Genomic DNA, 26,140 nt, shown 5'->3' on the forward strand with positions numbered 1-26,140 from the left:
TTTGCTGCACATGGCCTTGGGACGCTACGACTACGAACGCCGTTATCGCCGCCGCTTCTGGGCGGGGTTCGCGAAGTTCGGTCTGTTCGCCGCCGTTCTCCTCGGTGTCGGTCTGTTCGCCTACCAGATGGGCATCGAGCAGTTGAAGGGCCGCGACGTGACGTTGCGGGAGGAGATCTCCACCCTGTCGCGCCAGAAGGCGGAACTGGAACTGCTCGCCAGCCAGATGCAGCACGCCGCCCGAACGGCGGAGGCCCGCGCGGCGGAGTTGGAGGCCCGGCTCCAGCGCGAGGTGCCCTCGGGTGACCTCGCCCGGCTGGCCGGCCTGGTGTCGGAGCGCTTGAAGGGCGGCATGGACCCCAACCGCCTCGCCTTCGTCATCGCCCAGGTCCAGGCGGTGCGCAACTGCCAGCCGGCGGAAACCAAGCGATTCGCCTTGGCCACCCCCCTCCTCAAGTCGGGCAACCGCAGCACCAGCTTCAACAACGGCGCTGTGACGGTCAGCGGCGAGGGCCAGTCGTCGCGCAACGCACAGGGCAACGCCGAAAGCTGGTTTGATCCGTCGCAGCCGGTGACCATCAAGATCGCCGGGATGGGCGGCAAGGAGACGGTTGCCAAGGGCGTTCTGCCCTTGCACCAGACGGTGGTGATCGACAACACCGAGTACCGTTTCACCTTCGCCCCCGGCGCCCGCTCCTTCGTGGAGGTGACCGCCGACCGCTGCCCCTTCCCTTAATCCTCGTCCCGGACGGCAAACGGTCGCGGCGCCTTGCCGGCCATGTGGATGTCCCACATGGTCGCGTAGGCACGCTCCAGGGCACGGGCCAAGCGGTCGGTGTCGAACAGCGGCGCACGCTCCCTCTCTGCCATGAGACGCGCCTTCAGCCGGGCGATGCCGTCCGGATCGCCGGCCAATCGCACGGCTGCGGCTTCATAATCAGCAAGCGAACGGGTGACCAGCTCGGGCAGGCCGACGGCACGCAGCAGGCTCGTCCCGACACGGGACGCGAATCCTTCCCCCGCCACCGTCAGCATCGGAAGGCCGGCCCACAGCGCGTCGCTGGCCGTGGTATGGGCTCCGACCGGCGTGGTGTCCAGGAACAGGTCGGCCAGACGGTAGCGCGCCAGATGCTCCGCCGGGGGACGCCGGGGCGCGAAGACCAGCCGGTCCGCCGCCACGCCGCGGCGCATCGCCTCCCGCCGCAGATTCGCGCTCGCCTCCGGATGGCTGTCAAGCAGCCACAGCACGCTGTCCGGCACAGCGCGCAGCAGCCGGCACCACAGGTCGAACAGGGCCGGCGTGATCTTGTAGGCGGCGTTGAGGCAGCAGAAGACGACGCCCCGCTCCGGCAGGCCGCAGGCCGCTCGCGACGGAGTCGGACCGATCGGCCGCCTTCGGTCGTTGGGCTGGTAGCAGGCCGGAAGCTGAACGATCCGCTCCGCGTAGAAGGGCTGGTGATCGAACGGCGTGACCAGAGGGTCGCCGATCACGTAATCGATGAATCCGGCGCCCATCGTTCCCGGATAGCCCAGCCATTGCGCCTGCACGGGGGCGGGACGATGGGCGGCGATCTCCGGCCGGGCGTGCTGGGTGTAGCCCTTGAGGTCAACCAGGATGTCCACGCCGTCCGCCCGGATGCGCGCCGCCGCGTCGGCGTGGGAACAGGCGGCAAGGTCGACGAAGCGGTCGAAGGCGGCGGTCAGCCGACGCCGCATCGGTCCGCCGTCGTCCGGGCCATAGCTGCAGCCGACGATCTCGACCCGCTCCCGGTCGTGGCACTCGATCAATTCAGCAATGAGGGCCGCGGTGGCGTGCTCGTGAAAGTCGGCGGACAAATAGCCGACGCGCAGGCGACCGCGTGCTCCGGCGTCGCGGCGCACCGGCATGGCGGCGATGCCCTGCGCCCGCCACTCCGCGTAGCGGCGGGCGCAGGCCAACTCCGCCCCCGGGCCGGCGCCTTCGCCTAGGAAGATCCAGGGGTGGACCTGCCGCGTCGCGCCGCCGCGCACCAGAGCGGCCAGTTGCGCGGAGCGCTCCGCCAGCCCGTTCCAACGGCAGAGATGCCGCATCTGCTGAACGAGTTGGGCGAGCACGCCGCCCGCGTCGGGCAGGCCGAGCGCCAAGGCACGTTCGAAAGACGGCAGGCTGTCCGCGAGGTGCCCGGCCTCCTTCACCACCAAACCAAGATTCGCATGGGCCTCAGCCAGATCGGGGCGAAGCGCCAAGGCGTTGCGGTAGCAATGGGCGGCGGCCTCCGGCTGACCGCGCTCCTGCACCACCGTGCCGAGGTTGAGCCAACCGGGAACCAGAGCGGGGTCGAGCGACACGGCCCGGCGCAACGCCGTCTCCGCCGCCTTGCGGTGGCCCAACGCACGGAGCAGGGCACCCTGGTTGCAGGGGGCCGGGGCGAAGCACGGCATCAGCCGCGCGGCCTCGCCATAGGCGTCCGCCGCCTCCGCGGTGCGGCCCAACGCCTGGAGCGTCAGGCCAAGGTTGAAATGGTTGCCGCCGAAATCCGGCAGCCACGACAGGGCGGCGCGGTGGTGCGCCTCGGCCTCCGCCGCCCGCCCCTGCCGCCGCAGCGCCTCGCCGTATGCGGAGCGGGCCACCGCCTCCTCCGGCGTGCCCGGCTCGCCCAGCGCGTCGAGCGCACCGAACAGCCCGGCCAGCGCCGCGGAATCGCCCGGTGCGGCGGCCAGAGCCGAGCGGCAGGCCCCGATCCGGGCGCTGAGGTCGGCGGTCATGGGCGCCGGTGGCTTACTTGCGGACCCAGCGTCCGCCCGACAGCACATACTGGCCGGCAGGAGTCCGCTCGATCAGCTGCTTTCCGGCCAGGGCCTGGACCTGATCCACCGAGGTGCCGTTGCTTCCCGCGATCTCGCGGTAGCGGGCGATGCGCTGGGCGTTGACCTGCTCGGCGAGTTGAGCCGCGGCAGCCGGCGCGCCGGGGACTGCCCCGACCAACCCGTCCGGCCGCTCGCCGATCTGCCCGGCGGCCTTGGCGGCGCCCAGGGCGTCCTGGGCCGGCGCCATCGCAGGAACCGACAGGGCAAGCGCCAGGACCAGCCCGGCGGCGGCAAACATGCGCTTCATGGCTTTCTCCCTCCCTTCGCGCCGCTGTCCGAAGGCAGTCCGAACAGGGCCGGATCGTCCGCGATGGCCTTTTCCAGGTCGCGTTCGACCTTCACCCGGACTTCCTGTTCGATCCGGATGTTCAGGTTGATCTCGATGGGCTTGTCGGGCGCCTCGACCTTGACGGTCGGGGTGCAGGCGCCCATTCCGGCCCCCAACCCGGCGATCAGTGCGGCGGTCAGGACGCGCCGGCTTCGAACGGTGTGTCTCATGGATTCTTTCGTTGGAACTCCGTCATGCGATCACGCACCGTCTCGGGAATGCGGTAGGTGTCCAGGCTCTGCCGCAGGATCCGGTCGAGCGCGCCGCTCACCTTAAGGTTAAGCGCGACCGGATAGCCATCGTAGAATGCCGGATTGGACCCACGGATGGCGATGCCGACCGCCAGCTCTCCGCCAGCCTGCCCCTCTACGGTGGCGCTCAGCGTGTCATAGCGGAAATCGGTCAGCGCCCCCATCAGCAGGGCGGTCGGGCTGCCCTCCTCCCCCATCAGGAAGCCGGGCGGATTCTCGGGATCGTAGCGCAGCGTGCCGGGACCGTCGGCCTCCAGCAGCCCACCGTCCAGATGGACGGAGTCCGCTCCGATGCGCACCGGCAGGCGCCCGCTGACCGTTCCGCTGGCCTCCAGCCCGTCCACCGCGACCATCGCCAGCATGGGGCCGAGATGGACTCGCTCCGCCCGCAGCGTCACCGTTCCGCGCGGCGCTGCCGGGTCGATGGCGAACGGGTCCGCCCGCAGCACGCCGCCGGCCCAATTCCACTCGGCCCGCTCCACGCTCAGCCGGCCCTTAGCCCCATAGCCGAAGCGGAGGGTGCCATCGGTCAGCGGCAACCCGACGTCGAGCAGCTTCACCGCCAGCGTCTGACCGGGCGCGACCACCGGGGGAAGCAGGCTGGGAAAGGACAGAACCCCGTTGATCCCGCTGGCGGCGACCGGCCCGAACTGCCCGGCGAGGTCGGCGAGCAGCAGGTCGCCCTGGGCTTTCAGCGCCGCGCCGTCCCAGGTGAGTCGGGCCTTGGCGGTCAGGGTGCCCACCGTTTCGGCGATCGTGCCGGCGCCTGTCCAATGGGTGAGGACCGGTAGCCCTTTGGCCGGGGCGGTCAGCGTCGCCTGCCCGCGGTGGGTCGCGCCGTCGCGTGTCATGGTCAGGCGCAGCGTCCCGCCGGCTGTACCCCGCGGTGTCGCCAGCGTCACCGCGGAGTCGGCGAGCTGGATGGTGTCGATGGGAATCACGACGTTTCCGCCGCCCGCCGCGCCGCCGTTGCCTCCCGCCCCGCTGGTGCCGGTCAATGGATAGCCGGCGATGCGCAGGACACCGTCCTTGGCCACCTCCAGCCTCAGGCGGACATCCGCAAGATCCAGCCGTTCGATTCGCCCCTCCAGAAGGACGTCCGTCGGATGGCGGATGGTGAGCGTTCCAGCGACCGTGCCCTGCCGGTCCAGGCGGACCACGGCGCTGGTCTGCTCCACCGACAGGTCGGTCACCGTCACGGCGGCGTCCGGGAAGCCGGCGCGGCGCAGCGCCTGCGTGGCGGCGGTGGCGGCCAGATCGGTCCGGTGCTGGACGGCGAGGGCGACCGCGCCACCGATCAGCACCAGCTTCACCAGCACCAGCCATCGTCTCAACCGCCGCACGCTTTGCTGCCGCACGCCCCACCCCTGCCGTCCAGATTGCCATCGGTCTCTTTCGGGTATGAACACCCGAAAGACAGTCTATCGTCCATCACGGCCGGGGCGCGACCGTGCAGCGTTGGGACAATCATGAGCCGGCGGCGGAAACGGATCGGAAAGGCACCGATGAAGGCAGCCCCGCAGGGCGTCTTTGCATCGGCGCCGGTTTCCCCTATGGTCGCGTCCGCGGAATCGGCACATCGGAGTGTTTCGCATGTTGCGGTGGACGCGCATTCTCATGGCGGCACTGTTCGCCACATTCATCTTCGCTCAGGGGGAGGCCAAGGCCTTGGATCCGGAAAACACCCTCTACCTCGACCTCAAGGACGGCCGCGTGGTCATCGAACTGCGCCCCGACCTGGCACCGAACCACGTCGCCCGCATCAAGGAGCTGACCCGTCAGGGCTTCTACAACGGCGTCGTCTTCCACCGCGTGATCGACGGCTTCATGGCCCAGACCGGCGATCCGACCGGCACCGGCACCGGCGGCTCCGGCAAGAAGCTGAAGGCTGAGTTCAGCAACGAGCCGCACGTCCGCGGCACGCTGTCGATGGCCCGCACGCCGGACCCGGACAGCGCCGACAGCCAGTTCTTCATCTGCTTCGCCCCGGCCTCGTTCCTGGACAAGCAGTACACCGTCTGGGGCAAGGTCGTCGAAGGCATGGAGTTCGTCGACAAGATCAAGAAGGGCAGCCAGTCCCGCAACGGTCAGGTCAGCGACCCGGACAAGATCGTCAAGATGCAGGTTGCCGCCGACGCCAAGTAACGGCGCCGGGGAAGGGATCGCCGATTGCGGCGGTCCTGTTCAGGTGATTGGGGCGGTGAAACCGCGCGCCGCCCCGTTTCCCGCCCCAATCCTCCGGGTCGTCACGGCCCGTTGATCGCCCCGGTCAGCGCCACCAGGAGATCCCGCATGCTGCGGGGCCGGTCCTGCCAGCGCATCGAGAGGCCGCTCAGCAACACCTTCTCGAACCCGGACGGCACCGTGGCGCCGCCTTCGGCCAGACGGGGCACCCGGTCATTCATGAAGCGGCTGGTGGCATCGGGCGGTGTCTTTCCGGTCAGCGCATAGTAGACGGTGGCGCACAGCGCGTAGACATCCGTCCAAGGCCCCTGCTTTCCGTCCGGGGCGTACTGTTCGGGCGGCGCGTAACCCGGCTTCAGGATCACCGTCAGATCGGCGCTCTTGCCCGCGGCGTGGCGTGCGGCGCCGAAATCCAGCAGTTTGCGCTCCCCTCCGCTCGTCAGGAAAATATTGTCGGGGCTGATGTCGCGGTGGATCAGGCCCTGCTCGTGCACGGCGTGCAGCGCCTTGATGATCGGCGACAGCAGGGTCAGCGTCGGGCGCGCCGCGATCCGTCCGCCATTCTCGGAGACATGCCGCTTCAGGGTCCGCCCATCGAGAAGCTCCATGACGAGATAGGCGGTCTCGTTCTCCTCGAAGAAGTCCTGGACGCTGACGATCTCCTTGACCTCCCGCAGGCGGGCGAGCATCCGCGCCTCCTCCAGGAACTTCGCCAGCCCGGTGGAGAAGCTCGCCGCGTGCTCGTCCGAGAAGGGGGCGATCCCCGGCGATCCGGCGACGCGGGACACCAGATTGGCGGGGTAGAATTCCTTCACCGCGACCTTGATCTGAAGCCGTTCGTCCCAGCCGAGATAGGTGGCGCCGAAGCCCCCCTGCCCCAGGACGCGGCCCACCAGATAGCGCCCCAGCAGCCGCGTTCCCGGAAGCAGATGGACCCCGTTTCGGTTCGGCACGCGGACCGGATAGCCGCAATCCCGGCACACCTCGCGCGGGGCCTTCGGCACGAAGCAGGCCGGGCACAGGCTCGACGCGGTGGCGCCGACCAACGGTGCCTCCATTGTTACCGCAGCGACGCTCACCGGAAGGGCGATGCTGCGGACCGGCGGAGCCACGACGGTGGGCAGCGCCGTCGCCCCGCAAGGCTCGAAGGCCGACCGCGCCGCCGGCTGGTCGCGCAGGGACGACGGCTTGGCCGGCGGCAGTTGCATCTGACTCAGACGGTCGAGCAGTTCGTACAGGCGGCGGACCTCCGCCTGGGCGATGTCGTCGCTCTGGGCGCCGGCCAGTTCGGCCTGGAACTGCGGCTGGCGGGCCGTCTCCAGAATGTGCTGGCGCAGGACGGAAAGCGCCCCGCCGTCGCCGATCAGACCGGAACAGGCAAGTTCCGCGAGGCGAATGATCCGGCGGCGCGGCAGCGGTTCGATCTGGCGCAGCCGCTGGACGAGCCGGCCCCGCCGGGCGAAGTCATCGACCACCGAATCCGCGCGGGCGGCGATCCGTTCCCGATCGTGCTCCGGCAGCGCCGAACCGCGAATGGCCTCCACCGCGCCGGTCAGGGCCTGCCGCACCAGCGCCGTGTCGGGCGTCTGGAGCACCATGTTCTCCACCAGCAGCTCGTTCTTCAGCGCGGCGTCCAGCGCGTCCACGATCTCACCCATGTGCCGCTCCGCGGCCGGCACCGTGGAGACGGCGGCCAGATAATGGATTCGGCAGATCAGGTCCGGCTGCGTTTCGCTGAGCCCCACGATGGACCGCCGATAGGCGCTCGCACCACCCTGCTCCAACCGGCGGGAGTAGCGGACGGTCAGCGCGTCGGCCATGGCCGAGCCGCCGGTCAGCCCTGACGGGGTCAGCAGATGCCCCATCAGCGCGCGCAGCAGGTCGGCTTCCTGTTCCGCCGTGCCGCGCCCGAGCGTTTGCGGCGCGCGAAGCTGGCGCCGGATGCGCTCCAGAACCATGTCGCGGGCGGCGGGCAAGCGCCCCTGGCGGAACAGGCCGTTGAGAACGCCCAGCCGGTTCGGTCCGAACGCCTCCATCGGCACGCGTCCGAACAGAAGGTCGCACAGCCTCACCAGCGGTGAGCCACCGGCCGGCGTGTTTCCGAACAGTTCCTGCGTCGCGGCGGGCGAGGCCAGCACGTCGCCGATCACCTCGTCCAGCGCGGTGGACAGGGCGTCCTGCCGCTCCGCCGGAAACAGCTGGATCAGAGCGTCGAGCTTCGACGCCCAGGTCCGACGTTCCTCAAGCTCCAGGCAAATCGCTGCGCGCAGATCGAATCCCGCATCGCCGGTCAGCGATTTTCCCGGTGCGCTGCGCAGGATGGAATCGATGAGGGCACGCCCCTGCCCCGCCCCGGTGAAGGCGAGTTGGGTGGCGCGGGCCTTCGCCACGGTTTCGGATAGCGCGTTGTCCAGCGCACGGCGGCGCGCCTTGGCATCCTGGCCGGGAAGGCGGGCCTGCACCGTGGCGACCCGGCCCAGGGCGGACTCCATCAGCGTGGCCTTGGCCTGCAGCGCCTTCAGATGCCGGCTGCTGTGGATCAGCTCCGTCGGGGTCAGCACGAGGCTGTCGAGATGCGGACGCAGCGCGATGCCGATGACCATCCGCGCCGGCCCGCCATGGTGATCGGCAAGCGTCTGGCACAGCACCGCCTCGTCGAGCGTGCCGGCGGGGCCGGGTGCCCCTGCGGAGGCGGGCGTCCTTGAGGCGGGCATTGACACGGGCAGCCTATGGGCAGGATCGGCGTGGCGGCGAATGGCCTGGACAGTCGGTCATAATCTGCGCGGTCCGGTAAACAGCCGGTATACGTCGGCCGAAATGACCGAACGGTGTGGTTGCACCGCGGCAGAGGATGTTTGCGCAGAGGTGTTGCAAGGGGCCATCGGGCTTGGACCGTGGCACACTTTTGCGCGCAGCCCCGCCCTTCCCTTCCCCTGCGGGCTGTGCGATACCCGAACCGATACCGGCGCCCAACCACCGCCGGCAGGAGATCCGGATGGAGCAGGTCGAGTTGGACCAGGGAATCGGCGCCCACACCCTCACGCTGCATCGCAGCGCTGCGAACGGCTCCCTGGAATGCACGCTGTGCCCACGGCACGGCGGCGTCGTTGCCCGCCTCGCCTGGCACGGCGCGGACGGAACGATCGACCTCCTGCGCCCGGCCACCGATTGGGCGTTGCGCCACGGCTCGGCCAACGACATGGGTTGCTTCCCGCTTGTGCCCTTTTCCAACCGGATCGGCGGGGGGCAATTCAGCTTCGACGGGCGACAGGTGCGGCTTCCGCTCGACGGAGACGGCAACCCGCATGTCATCCACGGCCATGGCTGGCGCGCCGCCTGGACGGTCGAGGAGGCCGCCGAATCCGCCGTGCGCATGGTTTTCCGGCACCCTGCCGACGCCTGGCCCTGGCGCTACCGCGCGACGCAGACCGTGGTGCTGGAGGAGGACGGGGCCAGCCTGACCCTCTCCCTCGTCAACGAGGACGACACGCCGATGCCCGCCGGGATCGGGCTGCACCCCTATTTCCCGAAGCCACCGGGCACCCGCCTGACCGCTCGGGTCGACGGCGTCTGGCTGAACGGGCCGACCATCCTTCCGGTGGAGCGCGCCGCGGTGCCGCCCCGCTGGGCCTTCACGGACGGGATCGTCATGGACCGGACCGTTCTCGACAACGGCTTCACCGGCTGGGACGGGGCGGCGGCGCTGGATTGGCCGACGCTCAACCGTCGATTGTCGATCGAGACCGAAGGACCGTTCGGCCATCTCATCGTCTATGCCCCGCCGGGCGAGGATTATCTCTGCGTCGAGCCGGTGTCCCACATGACCGACGCGGTCAACCATCCGGAGCAACCGGACACCGGCCTGCACCGTCTCGAACCGGGTGAGGAACTGAGCGGCACCATGCGCTTGCGCCTGGAAACGCTGGCCCGTTAAACGCTCGCCCGTTGAGAGCCGGTCCGCGGCGTCAGCGGCAGCGGACGAAGGTGGCGCCGAAGGCCGGTTGGTCCAGCGTCAGGAACAATCGGTCCAGCCGCGGCGCCTCGGCGGCGTCCAGGCGCAGAACACCTTCCGGCAGACCCTCTTCCCCGCCGAAGGACAAACCTTCCGTCAGATCGCCCTCGCCGGGCGCCAGCGGGCCTTCCAGCGGAAAAGCGGCAATGCGCGGATCGTGCAGGCTGAAGGCCCCGTCGCTGGTGATCTCCAGGTAGGAGGTCCGGCAATCGTCGATCGGTGTCCGGGTGGCCGGATCGGCCTTGGCCCAGCGGCCGGTCAGGGCCGGCACATCCACCGTGCGCTTCGCCGAGACCGGCTTGGCCTGGCCTTGGCCGATAGGCTGAGCCGGGCGTTGCGGGGCGGCGGCGGTGACGGTCAGCGGCTCGTCGGCCAGCGGGGCACGGCGGGCGGCCAGTTCCGATTCGAGCGCTTTGGTGCGGTCGGCCATCTGGCGTGTCAGACAGGCGGCGCGGTCCTTGTTCTTCTTCGGGTCGGCGAGATCGGCCTCCGCGACCGGGCAGGCAGCGTCCCGCCGCTGGACCCAGGCGCGCTGGCCGGCGGCGACCGCCTCCTCGCCAGCCTTCCCGGCCTCGTCGGCCAGCGCACGCAGCGCCGAATCGAGCTTGTCGGCGGCCCCCGCCAGCGATGGATCACGGCACAGCAGGAGCGCGACCGGAGTCTCCCCGGCGCAGTCCGCAGGCTTGGCGGCCTCTCCGCTGGTGTCCGCCGCCACGGCCGTGCCGGCCATCAGCATGCCCGCCAGAAGAATCGCTGCCCGCATCGCACACATCCCTTACGCCGGAAACGCTTCCAGGACGGCTTTGACCTGCCGCTGGAAATCCTGGTCGCTGCGATAGCGCGTCAGGACCGTCTTGTCACGCTGAACGAGGAAAAAGATGTCCTCGCGGCTGGGCAGGGAGCGCGGATTGGGCTTGTCCAGCAGGTCCCCGTTCCAACCGATCCGCGCCATGAAATAGACGGCACGGGAATTCAGCATGAACAGCTTGTTGTCGGGCGCCATTTTTTCCCGACGCAGCAGGGCGTAGAGATAATAGTTTCGCCCATGAAAATAATTGACGTAGATCGACTGCAGCGCCGCAAAGCGTTCTTCAGGGCTCGTGTATTTCTTGATCTGCCGTTCCAGCTTAAATCCCGCGAAGAAATACTCCCGCGCCTCGTTTTCGAAGGAGAAGGCGGAGCCGCGGATCTGGGTGAGTTGCTCCCCATACTTGCGCAGAACGCGTCCCATCAGCAGTTCGAGGAAGCGCCGCTCCGCCGCGAGGTCGTCGGGAGACTGCAGGATCATCTCGAAGACATGGCGGAGATGATAGGGGTGCCGGACCACGATGACCGGAACGCTCGACGCCGGGCGCTTCTCCGGTCCCCGCCGCTCCCCAAGCATGGTCGCCGACGGCGACACCGAGGCGATCACAGAGGAAATGGTGTCCTGGATCTTCCAGCGCCGCTTCGCCTGCGCGGATTGCTTGCCGATGTGGAAACGCGCCAGCCGGCGCTGCCACCGACTGCGCCACGTCTCCTTCGGCGCCTTATGGGTCGGCAAATTGGCGACGACCAATGGATTGCCGAGCATATCCGCCGGAGGCGGCAACGGGTTGAAGTTGAAGTATTTGCCGGTGACGACTCCGCGCGTGGCACCGCCGGGCGCTCCATCGCCCGCAGATGCACCGCCACCCAAGGACAGGCCAGCCAGCGTCGCCATTTCCGATTCACACTCTGCCTGGGTCGCTCCCGTCCGGCGAACGGGGCCGGCGGACAGGAATTGGGTCTTTATAAAGCGGGTGGAGCGGTGAAGAAAGGCGCAACCGGTCCAATATGCATCTGCTTGTTTTTTGTGCAACCAGTTCGTGCCGCGATTGCGAAGGCGCTCTGGTCTGCACGAACTCTTCAATGGTACTATGCCCTCGCCCGCGCGGCGGAGAGCCGCAGGGGACCGGCCAGCGCAGACAACGGGTGGAACTACATGGCGATCCACGTCGCTCTCAACCACAAGACCGTCTACCGTTACGACCGTTTGGTCAATCTGGGGCCACAGATCGTCCGGCTCCGCCCGGCTCCCCACTGCCGCACCCCGATCCTCAGCTATTCGCTGCGCGTCACCCCGAAGCATCATTTCCTGAACTGGCAGCAGGACCCCCAGTCCAACTATCAGGCCCGCTTCGTCTTCCCGGAGAAGACCCGCGAATTCGTGATCGAGGTCGATCTCGTCGCGGAGATCGCGGCGATCAACCCCTTCGACTTCTTCCTGGAGGAGAAGGCCCAGACCATCCCCTTCGCCTACGAACCCTGGCTGGAGCGCGAGCTGCGCCCCTATCTGGAGGTGGAGGAGCCGGGGCCGCTGCTGGCCGATTACCTGACCGGCATTTCGCGGGAACCGGCGGCGTCCATCAACTTCCTGGTGGGCATCAACCAGCGCCTTCAGACGGACATCGGCTACGTCATCCGCCTGGAGCCCGGCATCCAGACCTGCGAGGAGACGCTGGGCAAGCGCACCGGGTCCTGCCGCGATTCGGCGTGGCTGCTGGTGCAGATCCTGCGCAACCTCGGTCTGGCCGCGCGTTTCGTCTCCGGCTACCTGATCCAGCTCACCGCCGACCAGAAGGCGCTCGACGGCCCGTCCGGCCCCGAAGAGGACTTCACCGACCTGCACGCCTGGACCGAGGTCTTCCTGCCCGGCGCCGGATGGGTCGGCCTCGACCCCACCTCCGGCCTGCTGGCGGGCGAGGGACACATTCCGCTGGCCTGCACGCCGGACGCCTCGTCCGCCGCCCCCATCTCCGGCCTCATCGACGAGTGCGAGGTGGAGTTCGGGCACGAGATGTCGGTCACCCGCATCTATGAGGCGCCGCGCGTCACCAAGCCCTACACCCCCCGGCAGTGGGCGGGGATCGAGGCGCTGGGCCACCGCATCGACGAGGAGCTGACCGCCGGCGACGTGCGCCTGACCATGGGCGGCGAGCCGACCTTCGTCTCCATCGACGACATGGACGGGGCGGAGTGGAATACCACGGCGCTCGGCCCCAACAAGCGCAAGATGGCCGCCGACCTCGTGCACCGGCTGGCCAACCGCTTCGCGCCGGGTGGGCTGCTGCATTTTGGCCAGGGCAAATGGTATCCCGGCGAATCGCTGCCGCGCTGGGCGATGACCGTCTACTGGCGCCGCGACGGCGAGGCGCTGTGGGCGAACAGCGACCTGCTGGCCCGCGAGGACACCGACTACGGGCACACGGCGGAGGATGCCGGCGCCTTCCTGGTCACGCTGGCGAAGAAGCTGGGGCTCGACCCGGCGCTGGTGCTGGCGGCCTATGAGGACCCCTGGCACTACCTGCGCCGCGAATCGCTGCTGCCGGTCAACGTCGATCCGCTGGACAGCAAGCTGGAGGACAAGGAGGAGCGCGCTCGCCTCGCCCACGTCTTCACCCGCGGCCTGAACGAGCCGGTCGGCTTCGCCCTGCCGATCAACCGCAAGGTGACCCAGCAGGGGCCGGTGTGGCTGTCCAGCGCGTGGCCGCTGCGCCAGGAGCGGCTGCTGCTGATGCCGGGCGACAGCCCGGTCGGCTTCCGCCTGCCGCTCGGCTCGCTGCCCTGGGTGTCGCCGCAGGACTATCCCTACTCCTGGGAGACCGATCCCTTCGAGGAGCGGGCGCCGCTGCCGCCGAACCGGGTGCCGCTGCGCCAGCACGCCCTTCGCGAGGAGGCCGAACGACAGGACGCCTCCCGACGGAACGAGCGCGTCCAGCGCGCCATGGCCGAAGTGCGCAGCGAGATGCCGGAGCACGGCAAGTCCGCCTGGTGGGTGGTCCGCACCGCCCTGACCTGCGAGGCGCGCAACGGGCGCATTCACCTCTTTCTGCCGCCGATGAACACGCTGGAGGACTATCTGGCGATGCTGGCGGAGATCGAGGCGACGGCGCTCGAACTGGACATGCCGGTGGTGATCGAGGGTTACCAGCCGCCGAAGGACCCGCGCCTGAACTCGCTGGCCGTCACGCCCGACCCCGGCGTGATCGAGGTGAACATCCACCCCTCCCACAGTTGGGACGAGCTGGTCCGCAACACGCTGGAACTTTACGAGGACGCCCGCCAGTCGCGGCTGGGTGCGGAGAAGTTCATGATCGACGGGCGCCACTGCGGCACCGGCGGCGGCAACCATGTGGTGATGGGCGGCGCCACCGCGGCGGACAGCCCCTTCCTGCGGCGGCCCGACATGCTGCGCAGCCTGATCACCTTCTGGCAGAACCACCCGTCGCTCTCCTATGCCTTCTCCGGCCTGTTCATTGGCCCGACCAGCCAGGCGCCGCGCGTGGACGAGGCCCGCGACGACGCACTCTACGAGCTGGAGATCGCCTTCAACCAGATCGACAAGGCCGCCGCGACGGGCGATTGCCCGCCCTGGATGGTCGACCGCGTGCTGCGCAACCTGCTGACCGACGTACAGGGCAACACCCACCGGGCGGAGTTCTGCATCGACAAGCTCTATTCCCCGGACAGCTCCACCGGGCGGCTCGGGCTGGTCGAGTTCCGCGCCTTCGAGATGCCGCCCCACGCGGAGATGAGCCTGACCCAGCAGCTTCTGCTGCGCGCCCTGGTCGCGCGCTTCTGGAAGGCGCCCTACAAGGGCAAGCTGGTGCGCTGGGGGACGGAACTGCACGACCGCTTCATGCTGCCCCACTTCGTGCAGCAGGATCTGGCGGACGTCATCGCCGACCTGCGCGACCACGGCTATCCCATCGAGGAGCGCTGGTTCGATCCGCACATGAACTTCCGCTTCCCGGTCTACGGCCACGTCAACCAGCGCGGCATCTCGCTGGAACTGCGCATGGCACTGGAGCCCTGGAACGTCCTGGGTGAGGAGCCGGGCGGCGGCGGCACCGTGCGCTACGTCGACAGCTCGGTCGAGCGGGTGCAGGTGCGGGTCACCGGCCTGACCGACGCGCGCTACGCCATCACCTGCAACGGCCGCCGCGTGCCGCTGATCCCCACCGGGACGGAAGGCGAGTTCGTGGCCGGCGTGCGGTACCGGGCGTGGCAGCCGCCCTCCTGCCTGCACCCGACCATCCCGGTGCACACGCCGCTGGTCTTCGACATCCTGGACCTGTGGGCGGGCCGCTCCATCGGCGGCTGCACCTACCACGTCATGCATCCGGGCGGGCGCAACTACGACACCTTCCCGGTCAACGCCAACGAGGCGGAGGGGCGGCGCCTCGCCCGCTTCTTCCCCTTCGGCCACACCCCCGGCCCGATGGAGACACCGGCGGAGGAGCGCAACCCTCAGTTCCCGATGACTCTGGACCTGCGGCGAGGCTGATCGGTCCTCAGCCCCCCGGCCGGAATACGCCTTTCGGCCGGGGGGCGCCGATGCGCCGCTTGCATCGGCGGGAGCGGGCGTTCACACTTGCTGCGCATTGCACCGCCGTGAACGTACGATCCGAACCTTGGCCGACCGTGATTCGCCCTTTCTTGACCCCAGCGCGCCCCCTCCACCGGGGCTGCGTCCGGTGCCGTTCCTCCAGGGGTCGCTGTTCGGCGAGGCCGACGCCATGGGCTATGGCCGCGGCGAGGTCTATGACGAGATGGTCACCGGCCAGGGCCGTCTGCGCCCGCACTGGCAGACCTTCATGGGCACGCTGGGCCCCCTCGACCCGGAACTGATGGCCGAGCGGTGGGAAGAGGCGCGGCGCCTGCTGCACCAGAACGGTGTCACCTACAACATCTACGGCGACCCCAAGGGGATGGAGCGGCCCTGGCCGCTCGACATGGTGCCGCTGCTGATCCCCTCCCACGAATGGAAGGCGGTCGAATCGGGACTGATCCAGCGCGCCACGCTGCTGAACGCGGTGCTGGCCGACATCTACGGGCCGCAGACCCTGACGCGCAGCGGGCGGCTGTCCCCGGCGGTCATCCACGCCGACCCCGGATTCCGCCGCGCCGTGCACGGCATTCCAGTGCCGAACGACATCCACCTGCATTTCTACGCGGCGGACCTTGCCCGCGCGCCGGACGGGCGCTGGTGGGTGCTGTCCGACCGCACCCAGGCGCCGAGCGGCAGCGGCTACGCGCTGGAGAACCGGGCTGTGCTGGCGAAGGTCCTGCCGGACAGCTTCCGCCACTGCCAGGTGGAGCATTTGTCGCCCTTCTTCGAGGCGTACAAGGAAACGCTGCTGTCGCTGAGCCCGCGCCGCGACCAGCCGCGGATCGTCCTTCTGACGCCCGGCCCCTACAACGAAACCTATTTCGAGCACGTCTATCTCGCCCGCTACCTCGGCATCACGCTGGTGGAGGGGGCCGACCTGACCGTGCGCGACCGTCAGGTCTATCTGAAGACCCTGTCGGGGCTGGAGCCGGTGGACGTCATCCTGCGCCGCCTGGACGCCGACTTCGCCGACCCGCTGGAGCTGCGCGCCGACAGTTCGCTGGGTGTGGCGGGTCTGATCGAGGCGGTGCGTGCCGGCAACGTCGTGGTGGCGAACGCGCTCGGCTCCGGCTTCATGGAATCCATGGCGGTCAAGTCGTCGCTGCCCATGCTCTGCCGCCATCTGCTGGGCGAGGAGCTGAAGATGCCCGGCGTCGCCGTCTGGTGGTGCGGCAACGACGACGAGCGCGCCTACGTCATCGAGCATCTGGACGGGCTGGTGGTGAAGCCGGCTTTCCCGTCCCTGTCCTTCGAGCCGATCTTTGGCGCCGACCTGTCGGCGGGGGAGCGCGCCGCCCTGGTGGAGCGCATCAAGGCCCGCCCCTGGTGCTACGTCGCGCAGGAACGGCTGGCCCTGTCCACGGCACCGGTCTGGCAGGGCGGGCGGCTGCAGCCGCGCCCGCTGGTGCTGCGTGTCTTCCTCTGCGCCCGCCCGGACGGCAGCTACACCGTCATGCCCGGCGGCCTGACCCGCGTGTCCACCGAATCCGGGAAGCTGGTCGTCTCCATGCAGCGGGGCGGCGGCAGCAAGGACACCTGGATCCTGTCCGGGCGCCGGGCCGAGACCACACCGGCGACGCCGCGCCCGCAGCCTGCCCAGGAGCCGCAGCCGGTGCCCAAGGCGGCCTCTGCCGACCTGCCCAGCCGGGTGGCCGACAGTCTCTACTGGCTGGGCCGCTACGCGGAGCGGTCGGAGGGCACGGTGCGCCTGCTCCGTTCCACCCATTCCCGCCTGACCGACGGCAACGTGCCGGGCGCGTCGCTCCAACTCCGCCCGCTGCTCCATCTGATGGCCTGGGAGGGCATGATCCCCTGGGACCTGACGCGCGTCACGGCGCTCGGCGGCGGGCGGGCGTTGCGGGCGGCGCTTTACAGCTCGGTCGTCGATCCGGACCATCCCAACAGCCTGCGCGCCCAGGTGCAGCGGGTGCACCGCACCGCCTATTCGGTGCGCGACCGCCTGTCGCTCGACATGTGGCGGGTGGTGACGATGCTGGAGCGGCAGAGCCAGCCGCCGGCGCACAAGCTCGACGCCGCCGCCATGCTGTTGCGGCTGGACGACCTGATGACCAGCCTCGCCGCCATCGCCGGGCTGGAGCAGGAAAGCATGACGCGCGGCCAGGGTTGGCGCTTCCTCGACATCGGGCGCCGCATGGAGCGGGCGCTCCACATCATCTCGGTGATGCGCGGCATCCCGGTCCACACGCTCGACCGCCAGGACGAGCCGGTGCAGGTGGCGACGCTGAGCGTGCTGCTGGAACTGGGGGAGAGCGTGATGACCTACCGGTCCCGCTATCTGACCAGCGTGCGCCGCCGCCCGGTGCTTGAGTTGCTGCTGGCCGACGATTCGAACCCGCGCGCCCTGGATTTCCAATTGGCGGCGCTGGAGCGCCATGTGGCGGCCCTGCCCAGCGGTTCGCAGGCCGTGCCGGGCGACACGGCCGCCTCGGCCCGCTCGATCCTCGGCGCCGCCCGCGCCTCGCTGCGCGCGCCGGAGGCTCTGGACTCGGGCACGGCCCTGCACACGCTGCTGGACTCGCTCGCCCTGTCTTTGCCTGAGATATCCAACCTCCTGACCCACGCCTATTTCAGCCATGCCTTTGCCCGACCGGCCTGACCTCTCCCCGACCATGGCCGGCGCGGCCCCCGCTGACGAGCACTCCGGTGACCGTTTCGGCGTTCGCTTCCGCGTGCGCCACACGACCCGCTACGACTATGGCGAGGACGTGTCGGTGTCGCACCATCTGCTGCACCTGACGGCCCGCCCGCACCCGCGCCAGCGCGTCCACCAGAGCGCGCTGACCATCCTGCCGGCGCCGGCGGTGCAGTCGTCCCACACCGACTATTTCGGCAACACCGTCACTTACGTCGCGATGCAGGAACCGCACCGGCAACTGGTCGTCACCGCGGAGAGCGAGGTGGAGGTCGGCCCGCCCCCGACGCTGGACGCCGCGTTTACCCCATCCTGGGAACATGTGCGCGATTCGTTGGGCGGCCTGACCGGCCCGGAGGACGGTGCGGAGGTCGTCCAGTACCGTTTCGACAGCACGCTGGTGGCGGCCAGCCCGACGCTGCACGACTACGCCGCGCAGTCCTTCACGCCCGGCCGCCCGGCGGCGGAAGCCGCGTTGGACCTGATGCGGCGCATCCACGACGACTTCACCTTCGACCCCGCCGCGACGACGATCGCCACCCCGATGGCCGAGGTGATGCGGCACCGGCGTGGCGTCTGCCAGGATTTCGCCCACATCGTGGTCGGCTGCGTGCGCGCCATGGGTCTGCCGGCCCGCTACGTCTCCGGCTATCTGCGTACGCTGCCCCCGCCGGGCCGGCCGCGCCTGGTGGGCGCCGACGTCAGCCACGCCTGGGCGTCCGTCTGGTGCGGCGCCGAGGCCGGCTGGATCGACGTCTGCCCGACCAACGCGCGCCGCGCCGACCAGGACTTCATCACCATCGCCTGGGGCCGCGATTACGACGACGTCAGCCCCGCCCGCGGCGTCCTGATGGGCGCCGCCGGCCACACGCTGTCCGTCAGCGTCGATGTCGAGCCGCTGGAGGACAACGGGGCGCCCTGATCCGGGCGCCCCGCATTCTTTTTCACCGTCCGTCCCAAATCAATGACCGACGATCACTCCGCCGGCTGCGGCTGCGCGCCCGTGGGGTGGCTGGCGGAGCCGTCCACCGCCGGGAAGGGCTTCTTCTTCGCGATGTAGCTGTAGACGGTCGGCACCACGAACAGCGTCAGGAAGGTGCCCAGCAGCATGCCGCCGACGATCACCGCGCCGATGGCCTGCCGGCTCTCCGCGCCGGCCCCATGGGCGTTGGCGAGCGGCACGGCGCCCAGCACCATGGCACCCGTGGTCATCAGGATCGGGCGCAGACGCAGCACGGCGGCTTCCTCGACCGCCTTGCGGATGTCCACCCCCTCGCGCTGGAGCTGGTTGGCGAATTCCACGATCAGGATGCCGTGCTTGGTGATCAGGCCGACGAGCGTCACCAACCCGATCTGGCTGTAGACGTTCATCGTCCCGCCCGCGAAGTGCAGCGCGGCCAGCGCGCCGGTCATCGACAGCGGAACCGTCAGCATGATCACGAAGGGGTCGATGAAGCTCTCGAACTGCGCCGCCAGCACCAGATAGATGAAGGCCAGCGCCAGGATGAAGACGAAGTAGAGGCCCGTCGCCGATTCCCGGAACTCGCGGCTCTGCCCCGCATAGTCGGTCTGGGCGGTGGCCGGCAGCACCCGGTTCGCAGCATCCTGGAGATAGCCCAGCGCCTCGCCCAGCGAGGTGCCCGGCGCCAGGGTGGCGGTGATGGTGACGGAGCGCAGCTTGTTGAAGTGGTTCAGCTCCTTGGGCGCCACCCGCTCCTCGATGTGGACGAGGTTGGCGAGCGAGATCATCGCCCCGGTGTTGGTGGCGACGCCGGCTTCCGCCGCCATGGTCGGCGTGCCGCGGACGTAAATGGAGGCGATGTCGTCCGGGTTGCGGCGGTCGACGTCGCCGACCTGGACCACCACGTCGTACTGCTTGCCCTCCTTCTTGAAGCGGGTGACCTGCCGCCCGCCGAGCAGGGTTTCCAGCGTGCGGCCCACGGTCTCCACGTCCACGCCGAGGTCGGCGGCCTTGTCGCGGTCGATGGTGATGCGCAGTTCCGGCTTGTTCAGCTTCAGGTCGGTGTCGAGATTGGTCAGGCCGGGGAACTTCCGCGCCTCCGCCATCAGCCCGTCCACCATTTTCTGAAGCTCGTCGTAGGGCAGCGAGCTTTGGATGACGAAGTTGACCGGCTTGTCCACCGGGCTCTGGCCCAGCGACGGCGGGTTGGTGACGAAGGCCAGGATGCCGGGGATGCCGAACATCTTCGGGAAGAGCTGGGCGGTGATCGCCTGCTGCTTCACATCGCGCTCGTCCCAGTCGATCAGGCGGACGAAGGAGATGCCCTGGTTGACCACCGGGAAGCCGACCACGACGAAGAACTTCTCGACGATGGGGATCTGGCGGAACAGGTCCTCCATCCGCTTGGCGTAGCTTTCCGTATAGTCGAGCGTCGAGCCCTCCGGTGCGATGGCGATGCCGACGATGGTGCCGCGGTCCTCGACCGGCGCCAGCTCCGACTTCAGCCCGGTGAACAGCGTGTAGCTGAGCCCCGCCACCACCGCGCCGACCAGCAGCACCAGCGGGCGCGCCTTCAGCGACAGGCGGAGCAGCGCCCGGTAGCCGTTGGTCAGCCCGTTCAGCAGCCGCTCGATGGCGTTGTAGAGCGCGTTGTGCTTGGTCTGGTGCTTCAGCAGCTTGGAGCACATCATCGGCGACAGCGTCAGGGCGACGAAGCCCGAGACAATCACAGCCCCCGCCAGCGTCAGCGCGAACTCCGAGAAGAGGCGGCCGGTGCGGCCGGTCATGAAGCCGATTGGCGCGTAGACCGCGGCCAGCGTGATGGTCATCGCGATGACCGCGAAGCCGATCTCCTTCGATCCCTGCAAGGCCGCCTGGAAGGGCGGCACGCCTTCCTCGATGTGGCGGTAGATGTTCTCCAGCATCACGATGGCGTCGTCCACGACGAGGCCGATGGCCAGCACCATGGACAGCAGAGTCAGCGTGTTGACCGAGAAGCCGAAGGCGTACATCAGTGCGAAGCCGCCGATCAGCGACACCGGGATGGTGACCAGCGGCACCAGCGTGGCGCGGAAGCTGCGCAGGAACACGAAGATGACCAGAACGACCAGGACGATGGCCTCGAAGATCGTGCTGAACACCGCATCGATGGACTTCGCGATGAAGACGGAGCTGTCATAGCCGACATCCACCCCCATGCCGTCGGGCAGGGCGGCGCGGATCTTCGGCAGCGCTTCGTTCACCGCCTTGGACACGTCCAGCGGGTTGGCGGTGGACTGCTTCACCACGCCGATGGCGACGGCGCCACGCCCGTTGAAGCGGGCGCTGACCCGCTCGTCCCGCGCCCCCAGCTCGGCCCGGCCGACATCCTTCAGCCGGACCAGATAGCCGCCGTCGTCGCGCAGGATGATGCGGTCGAACTCCTCCGGCGTGCGCAGGTCGGTTTCGGAGACGACGGTGAACTCCCGCGCCTTGCTCTCGACACGGCCCGCCGGAATCTCGACGTTCTGCTTGCGCAGCGCGTTCTCGACGTCCTGCGGGGTGACGCGATAGGCGGCCATGCGCTGCGGGTCGAGCCACAGCCGCATGGCGAAGCGCCGCTCACCGAAGATTCGCACCTGGGCGACGCCGGGCAGGTTCTGCAAGCGGTCCTTGACGTAGCGATCGGCGAAGTCCGTCACGTCCAGCGGCGAATGGCGGTCGGAGGAGAAGGCCAGATAGATGATCGGCTGCGCGTCGGCCTCCACCTTCGCGATGACCGGCTCGTCGATCTCGTTGGGAAGCTGGGCGCGCACGCGGCCCACGCGGTCGCGCACGTCGCTGGCCGCCGTGTCCACATTGCGGTCCAGCCGGAAGCGCAGGGTGATCTGGCTCTTCTCCGCGCGGCTGATCGAAGACATCACATCGATGCCCTCGATGCCCGACAGCGAGTCCTCCAGGATCTGGGTGACCTGGCTTTCGATGATCTCGGCCGACGCGCCCTTGTAGGTGGTCTCGACCGTGACGACGGGCTCGTCGATCTTCGGGTACTCGCGCACCGACAGGCGCTGGTACGACACGATGCCGATCAGCATGAGCGCGAGGCTCATGACCGTCGCCAGGACGGGCCGGCGGATGGAGATGTCGGAGAGGACCATCGGCTCAGCTCCCCGCCGGCTTGTTGTTCACGACCATCACCGGGGCACCGTCGCGGATCTTCAGTTGGCCGGCGGTCACCACCACGTCGCCGGGCTGCAGGCCGGCGGTGATCTCCACCTCGGCGTTGCGGCGCTCGCCCAGCGTAACCGTGGTCTGCACCGCCTTGCCCTCTACCACCTTGAAGACGAACTGCTTGTTGCCGAAGGCGCTCACCGCCTGCTCCGGCACCAGCACGGCGTTGGGAGTCTGGTCCAGAGTCAGGGCCACCCGAGCGAACAGGCCGGGGCGCAGCGCGCCGTCGCTGTTGGGAACGCGGGCGCGGATCACCACGGCGCGGCCGTTCACGTCGACCAGCGGATCGATGGCGTAGACCGTGCCGTCGAAGGTTCGCCCGCCGAAGGAGTCCACGGCGACCTTCAGGGTCTGGCCGGTGCGGACGGTCGGCAGATACAGCTCCGGCACCCGGAAATCGAGCTTCAGGATCTCGATGGCCTCCAGGTTCACGATGTCCTTGCCCGCCGCCACCACGTCGCCCACCGAGACCTTGCGCAGGCCCAGCACGCCGTCGAAGGGCGCGGTCAGGGTCAGCTTCTCCAGCTGCGCCTTGGCGAGCTGAACCGCCGCCTCGTCGGACTGGAGCTTGGCGAGCGCCTGCTCGCGGTTGCGGGCGGGGCCTGTGCGCTGGCGGTACAGCTCGTCGGCGCGGGCCAGCTCGGCGCGGGAGAAGGCGATGCTCGCCTGCGCCTGCGCCAGCGTGGCGCGAGCGATGGAGTCGTCGAGCCGGATCAGCACCGCCCCCTTCTTCACCGCCTGCCCTTCCAGGAAGGCGATCTCGGAGACCTTGCCCGCCACCTCGGGCCGGATGACCACCGATTCGCTGGACAGCAAGGAGCCGACCGCGGTGACCTGACGCGACACGGTGCCGACCTTGACCGGCGAAGCCTCCACCGGCATCGGCGGTGCCCCGCCCGGCGCAGGAGCGCCGGACGACGCGCCGCCGGGGGACGGAACCTTGCCGGCGAGCAGCGTGTTAATGGTTCCGCCCTGCTTGACGAAGTACCAGTAGGCGCCGCCGCCGAGAGCGACCAGAACCAGAAGGGCGACGATGCGAAGCGTGTGGCGCATGGATACGGAACCCGCACAGGCCCGCTGGCCCGCCGGGCGGGCGCGCGGGGCGTTTCGTGTCAACCGGGCCGCTGTGAGGGGCGGGCGGTAAACTGAACTATATCGTTCAGTTCAGTTCCGGAGTCGAGACGGTTGCAAGGGTTCAGGCGCGCAAGGGCGGCGGCTCGGGTTCCACAACCCGGCCCTTCTCCATCTCCAACCGCGCGCCATCGGGAAGAATCACCGTCAAATCAGCGGGTTGACCGGGCCCGACCGCCGTGCAGCCGCCGCGCGGACGCACCGGTCCGCCATCGAGGCAAAGGCCGGGCGCGCAGCAGGGTGCCTCGCCCGCCGGTAGAACCGCACGAATCCGATCGCCTTCGATGCGAAGATCGGCCAGCAGGGCGCCATCCGCGCCGGGTGGCGGGGCTCCCTCGCCGAGGTCCGGGGATTCGATGCGGGCGCGCTTCAACCAGAACTTCCCGGACGCCAGCAATCGTGCGAGCAGACAGGCGGAGGTGGACGCGCTCATTCCCCGATCCGATGCAGTGGCGGCAGGACTGTCGTTCGGCCGATGACTCAGCCTGTCATGGAAGCGTAAAGGAAGTTTTGCTCCGGTTGGACTCTTGAACACGTCGGGGAAATCGGCGATGTGACAATCCTTGGTCCTCCGACCCTCGCGTTCCAAGGGGTGCCCGATGCTGATCGCCCAGATGTCCGACCTGCATGTGACAGCCCCCGGCACCATCCCGACCACCGCCTACGACACGAACGCCCGCCTCGCCGCCGCGGTGGCCCACTTGAACGCTCTGGTGCCGCGCCCGGACCTCGTCCTCATCACCGGCGACCTCGTCAACGGGCCGAAGCCCGGCGAGTACGAGGCGCTGTTCGCCCTGCTGGAACCGCTCTCCATTCCTTTGCGCGTGCTGCCAGGCAATCACGACGACCGCGAGGAACTGCGCCGGACTTTCGCCGGCACGGGCTGGATGCCCATGGCCGGTCCCTTCCTTCACCACGCGGTGGAAGAATTTCCGGTCCGCATCCTGATGCTCGATTCGGTCGTCCCCGGTTCGGCGGTGGGGGGCCTGTGCGCCGACCGGCTGTCCTGGCTGGCGCAGCGTCTATCCGAGCAGCCGGAGCGGCCGACGGCGCTGGCGCTGCACCACCCGCCCTTCGATACCGGGTTGGCCTTCCTGGACACGCTGCGCTGCCTGGAGGGTGCGGAGGAGTTGGGGCGGCTGGTGAGGAGCCGCCCCAACGTCCGGGCCGTCCTGTGCGGCCACACCCACCGCCAGACCGCGGTCGCGTGGAACGGGGCGCATGGCTACGTCGCCCCGTCCGTGGCCTACCAGATCGCGCTGGATCTGGCACCGGAGCCGCCCTACCGCTGGACGGAGGAGCCGTCCGCGCTCGCTCTTCATCAATTCTGGCCGGATGGCACGGTGGTGACTCATCTGAGCGTGATCGGCGACTATCCCGGCAGGGAGTTTTCCCGCAAAGCCAGGAACTCCTGAAAATTGGCGCAGCGTCCGGCAGCCTGCGCGGCCATGTAGGCGGCGTTCAGGGCGCGCTTGGCGCCCAGGGCGGCGGCGAAGCGGTGGCGCAGCGTAGCGTCGGCGATCCGCAGCCCGTCGCCGTCCAATCGGTCGAGAACATGGCGGTAGCAGAGGTCAGCCCGCGTGCCGCTGTCGGCGGAGCAGGTGATTGACCCCTCCCGCTGCCGGTACTCATAGAGCGGCTCCAGCACCAGCGGCAGGCGACCCAGCCGGTCGAGGACCTGGATGTTGAAGACCACGTCGTCGCAGAAATCGACGCCCTCCTCCCAGCCGGGGACGAGGTCGCGACGGACCACGAAGAACATTGGGACGGAGGTTCTCAGAAAGACCGCCGCGTCCAGCGTGGTGGTCCCGGTAGCGGATGGGAACAGGGTGGAGAGCGGCGAGCCGTCGCCGTCGCGCACCACCGCCACATTGTCCGCCGCCGCCCCCTGCGCCGCCGCCAGCGGGGCCAGCCGCGCCAGCCGGTCCGGCTCGAACCGGTCGTCGGCGTCCAGCGGGGCGATCAGTGGCAGGTGCGCACACCGCAGCCCGGCGTTGCGCGCCGCCGGGGCGCCGGATCCGACGCGGCCGGTTCCCGCGAAGGTCAGGCGCGAGTCGGCGATGCCGGCGGCCGCCAGAAGGGCGCGGTAGTCGGCGCCGTCGTCGCTGACCACCACCGCTTCCCAGTGGGGAAAGCTCTGCGCCAACAGGCTGGACACGGCGCGGGCGATGGTGCCCTGCGCCCGGTAGGCCGGAATGATGACCGAGACGCCGCCCCCAATGCCCCCTTCCATGCACCGCCCTCCGATTGTGCAAGGGGCAGTGTGCCTCTCCTTCGCGATGGTCGGCAAGCGGCGATCCGCACCGATGCGGCTAGCCTGAGCGCGACTATGACGGCGCTGGGGTGGGATTTGGCGTCGCGGCCCGTTGAACAAGGAACCGATACGGGCTATGTGGAGAAACGAGTGGCGTGGTTCGGTCCCCATCCGACATCCCAGGCCCCCGCAAGCCAAAGCCCCCCGGTAGACACGCCGACCTCAGGGAGTTCAAAAACGATGGCGCAAGACGGATACACCCGCTTCGACGACGAACCCGAGCAGGAGCCGGACGAGAAGTCGAAGGAAAGCGCCCCGCCGCCGTTCGCTGCCGTGCAGTCGAACCTGTTCAAGGCGCGCACGGTGCTGATCTTCGGGCAGATCGACATGAAGCTGGCGCAGGCCGTCTCGGCCCAGCTGCTGGCTCTGGCCCACGAGAGCAACGACGACATCACGGTCGTGGTAAACTCCCCCGGCGGCCACGTCGAGGCGGGCGACACCATTCACGACATGATCCGCTTCGTGAAGCCGCGCGTGAAGATGCTGGGCACCGGCTGGGTCGCCAGCGCCGGCTGCCACATCTTCCTGGCCGCGAATAAGGAAGACCGCTACTGCCTGCCGAACACCCGCTTCCTGATCCACCAGCCGCTGGGCGGCACCGGTGGCCGGGCGACGGACATCGCCATCGAGGCGAAGGAAATCATCCGCATGCGTGAGCGTCTGAACCGCATCATCGCGCGCGAAACCGGCCAGCCGGTGGAGAAGGTTTCCAAGGACACCGACCGGAACTATTGGATGCTGGCCGACGAGGCCCGCGAATACGGCATCGTCAGCCACATCATCGAGACCTTCGACGAGCTGAAGTAAGCGGTCCTGCGGAACGCACGAAGCCCCTC

General features: G+C 69.1%; 19 protein-coding genes. 8 read left to right on the forward strand and 11 right to left on the reverse strand.

Going from position 1 to position 26,140, the window contains the following annotated elements; all coding sequences use genetic code 11:
• The first annotated feature begins 10 nt into the window (after window positions 1-10).
• Window positions 11-736, forward strand: a complete 726-nt coding sequence (locus ACWPXE_RS03595; RefSeq protein WP_454016719.1) for a hypothetical protein — start codon at window positions 11-13, stop codon at window positions 734-736.
• Here ACWPXE_RS03595 and ACWPXE_RS03600 read toward each other — a convergent pair.
• Genes ACWPXE_RS03600 through ACWPXE_RS03615 form a run of 4 tightly spaced genes read right to left on the reverse strand, consistent with a single transcriptional unit; the run spans window position 733 to window position 4,784 of the window.
• A complete protein-coding gene (locus ACWPXE_RS03600) occupies window positions 733-2,745 on the reverse strand; it encodes an O-linked N-acetylglucosamine transferase, SPINDLY family protein (RefSeq protein WP_454016720.1) in 2,013 nt (670 codons plus the stop codon). The genes ACWPXE_RS03595 and ACWPXE_RS03600 overlap by 4 nt on opposite strands.
• 13 nt (window positions 2,746-2,758) lie before the next feature.
• Complete coding sequence (locus ACWPXE_RS03605; RefSeq protein WP_237906194.1) at window positions 2,759-3,094, reverse strand: YdbL family protein; 336 nt, start codon at window positions 3,092-3,094, stop codon at window positions 2,759-2,761.
• Window positions 3,091-3,345 (reverse strand): YnbE family lipoprotein, encoded by a 255-nt coding sequence (locus ACWPXE_RS03610; protein ID WP_454016721.1) that lies wholly within the window; start codon window positions 3,343-3,345, stop codon window positions 3,091-3,093. The genes ACWPXE_RS03605 and ACWPXE_RS03610 overlap by 4 nt, the downstream gene beginning before the upstream one ends.
• Window positions 3,342-4,784: an intermembrane phospholipid transport protein YdbH family protein gene (locus tag ACWPXE_RS03615; RefSeq protein ID WP_454016722.1), complete on the reverse strand. Its 1,443-nt coding sequence runs from the start codon at window positions 4,782-4,784 to the stop codon at window positions 3,342-3,344. The genes ACWPXE_RS03610 and ACWPXE_RS03615 overlap by 4 nt, the downstream gene beginning before the upstream one ends.
• A 259-nt stretch (window positions 4,785-5,043) precedes the next feature.
• Here ACWPXE_RS03615 and ACWPXE_RS03620 point away from each other — a divergent pair, with 259 nt between their 5' ends.
• Window positions 5,044-5,571 carry a peptidylprolyl isomerase gene (locus ACWPXE_RS03620; protein ID WP_051140648.1) on the forward strand — a complete coding sequence of 176 codons (528 nt, stop codon included), beginning with the start codon at window positions 5,044-5,046 and terminating at the stop codon, window positions 5,569-5,571.
• Between the two features lie 101 nt (window positions 5,572-5,672).
• On the opposite strand, the gene ACWPXE_RS03625 is transcribed toward ACWPXE_RS03620, so the two are convergent.
• Window positions 5,673-8,324, reverse strand: a complete 2,652-nt coding sequence (locus ACWPXE_RS03625; RefSeq protein WP_454016723.1) for a protein kinase domain-containing protein — start codon at window positions 8,322-8,324, stop codon at window positions 5,673-5,675.
• 281 nt (window positions 8,325-8,605) lie between these two features.
• Between ACWPXE_RS03625 and ACWPXE_RS03630 the strand changes: the two genes are divergently transcribed.
• Window positions 8,606-9,544 carry an aldose 1-epimerase gene (locus tag ACWPXE_RS03630; RefSeq protein WP_454016724.1) on the forward strand — a complete coding sequence of 313 codons (939 nt, stop codon included), beginning with the start codon at window positions 8,606-8,608 and terminating at the stop codon, window positions 9,542-9,544.
• 31 nt (window positions 9,545-9,575) lie between these two features.
• Here the strand turns inward: ACWPXE_RS03630 and ACWPXE_RS03635 are convergent, their stop codons facing one another.
• Window positions 9,576-10,385, reverse strand: coding sequence for a lysozyme inhibitor LprI family protein (locus ACWPXE_RS03635; protein ID WP_454016725.1), 810 nt, complete (start codon window positions 10,383-10,385; stop codon window positions 9,576-9,578).
• A 12-nt stretch (window positions 10,386-10,397) separates the two neighbouring features.
• Window positions 10,398-11,513 carry a hypothetical protein gene (locus ACWPXE_RS03640; RefSeq protein ID WP_454016726.1) on the reverse strand — a complete coding sequence of 372 codons (1,116 nt, stop codon included), beginning with the start codon at window positions 11,511-11,513 and terminating at the stop codon, window positions 10,398-10,400.
• 72 nt (window positions 11,514-11,585) lie between these two features.
• Here ACWPXE_RS03640 and ACWPXE_RS03645 point away from each other — a divergent pair, with 72 nt between their 5' ends.
• The 3 genes from ACWPXE_RS03645 to ACWPXE_RS03655 all read left to right on the forward strand — a co-directional run bounded on the left by ACWPXE_RS03645 (window position 11,586) and on the right by ACWPXE_RS03655 (window position 18,610).
• Window positions 11,586-14,930 (forward strand): transglutaminase family protein, encoded by a 3,345-nt coding sequence (locus ACWPXE_RS03645; protein WP_454016727.1) that lies wholly within the window; start codon window positions 11,586-11,588, stop codon window positions 14,928-14,930.
• 127 nt (window positions 14,931-15,057) lie between these two features.
• Window positions 15,058-17,652: a circularly permuted type 2 ATP-grasp protein gene (locus ACWPXE_RS03650; protein ID WP_454016728.1), complete on the forward strand. Its 2,595-nt coding sequence runs from the start codon at window positions 15,058-15,060 to the stop codon at window positions 17,650-17,652.
• Window positions 17,630-18,610, forward strand: coding sequence for a transglutaminase family protein (locus ACWPXE_RS03655; RefSeq protein WP_454016729.1), 981 nt, complete (start codon window positions 17,630-17,632; stop codon window positions 18,608-18,610). The genes ACWPXE_RS03650 and ACWPXE_RS03655 overlap by 23 nt, the downstream gene beginning before the upstream one ends.
• 53 nt (window positions 18,611-18,663) lie before the next feature.
• Here the strand turns inward: ACWPXE_RS03655 and ACWPXE_RS03660 are convergent, their stop codons facing one another.
• The 3 genes from ACWPXE_RS03660 to ACWPXE_RS03670 all read right to left on the reverse strand — a co-directional run bounded on the left by ACWPXE_RS03660 (window position 18,664) and on the right by ACWPXE_RS03670 (window position 23,423).
• Complete coding sequence (locus tag ACWPXE_RS03660) at window positions 18,664-21,786, reverse strand: efflux RND transporter permease subunit (RefSeq protein WP_454016730.1); 3,123 nt, start codon at window positions 21,784-21,786, stop codon at window positions 18,664-18,666.
• 4 nt (window positions 21,787-21,790) lie between these two features.
• Complete coding sequence (locus ACWPXE_RS03665) at window positions 21,791-22,912, reverse strand: efflux RND transporter periplasmic adaptor subunit (RefSeq protein ID WP_454016731.1); 1,122 nt, start codon at window positions 22,910-22,912, stop codon at window positions 21,791-21,793.
• 142 nt (window positions 22,913-23,054) lie between these two features.
• Complete coding sequence (locus ACWPXE_RS03670) at window positions 23,055-23,423, reverse strand: hypothetical protein (RefSeq protein WP_454016732.1); 369 nt, start codon at window positions 23,421-23,423, stop codon at window positions 23,055-23,057.
• Between the two features lie 166 nt (window positions 23,424-23,589).
• Here ACWPXE_RS03670 and ACWPXE_RS03675 point away from each other — a divergent pair, with 166 nt between their 5' ends.
• A complete protein-coding gene (locus ACWPXE_RS03675) occupies window positions 23,590-24,405 on the forward strand; it encodes a phosphodiesterase (RefSeq protein ID WP_454016733.1) in 816 nt (271 codons plus the stop codon).
• On the opposite strand, the gene ACWPXE_RS03680 is transcribed toward ACWPXE_RS03675, so the two are convergent.
• Entirely contained in the window at window positions 24,363-25,223 is an 861-nt protein-coding gene (locus ACWPXE_RS03680) for a glycosyltransferase family 2 protein (RefSeq protein WP_454016734.1), read from the reverse strand. The genes ACWPXE_RS03675 and ACWPXE_RS03680 overlap by 43 nt on opposite strands.
• A gap of 261 nt (window positions 25,224-25,484) precedes the next feature.
• Here ACWPXE_RS03680 and ACWPXE_RS03685 point away from each other — a divergent pair, with 261 nt between their 5' ends.
• Complete coding sequence (locus ACWPXE_RS03685; protein ID WP_237906208.1) at window positions 25,485-26,111, forward strand: ATP-dependent Clp protease proteolytic subunit; 627 nt, start codon at window positions 25,485-25,487, stop codon at window positions 26,109-26,111.
• Window positions 26,112-26,140 lie beyond the last annotated feature (29 nt).

The sequence above is a fragment of the Azospirillum sp. Marseille-Q6669 genome, from assembly GCF_965111635.1.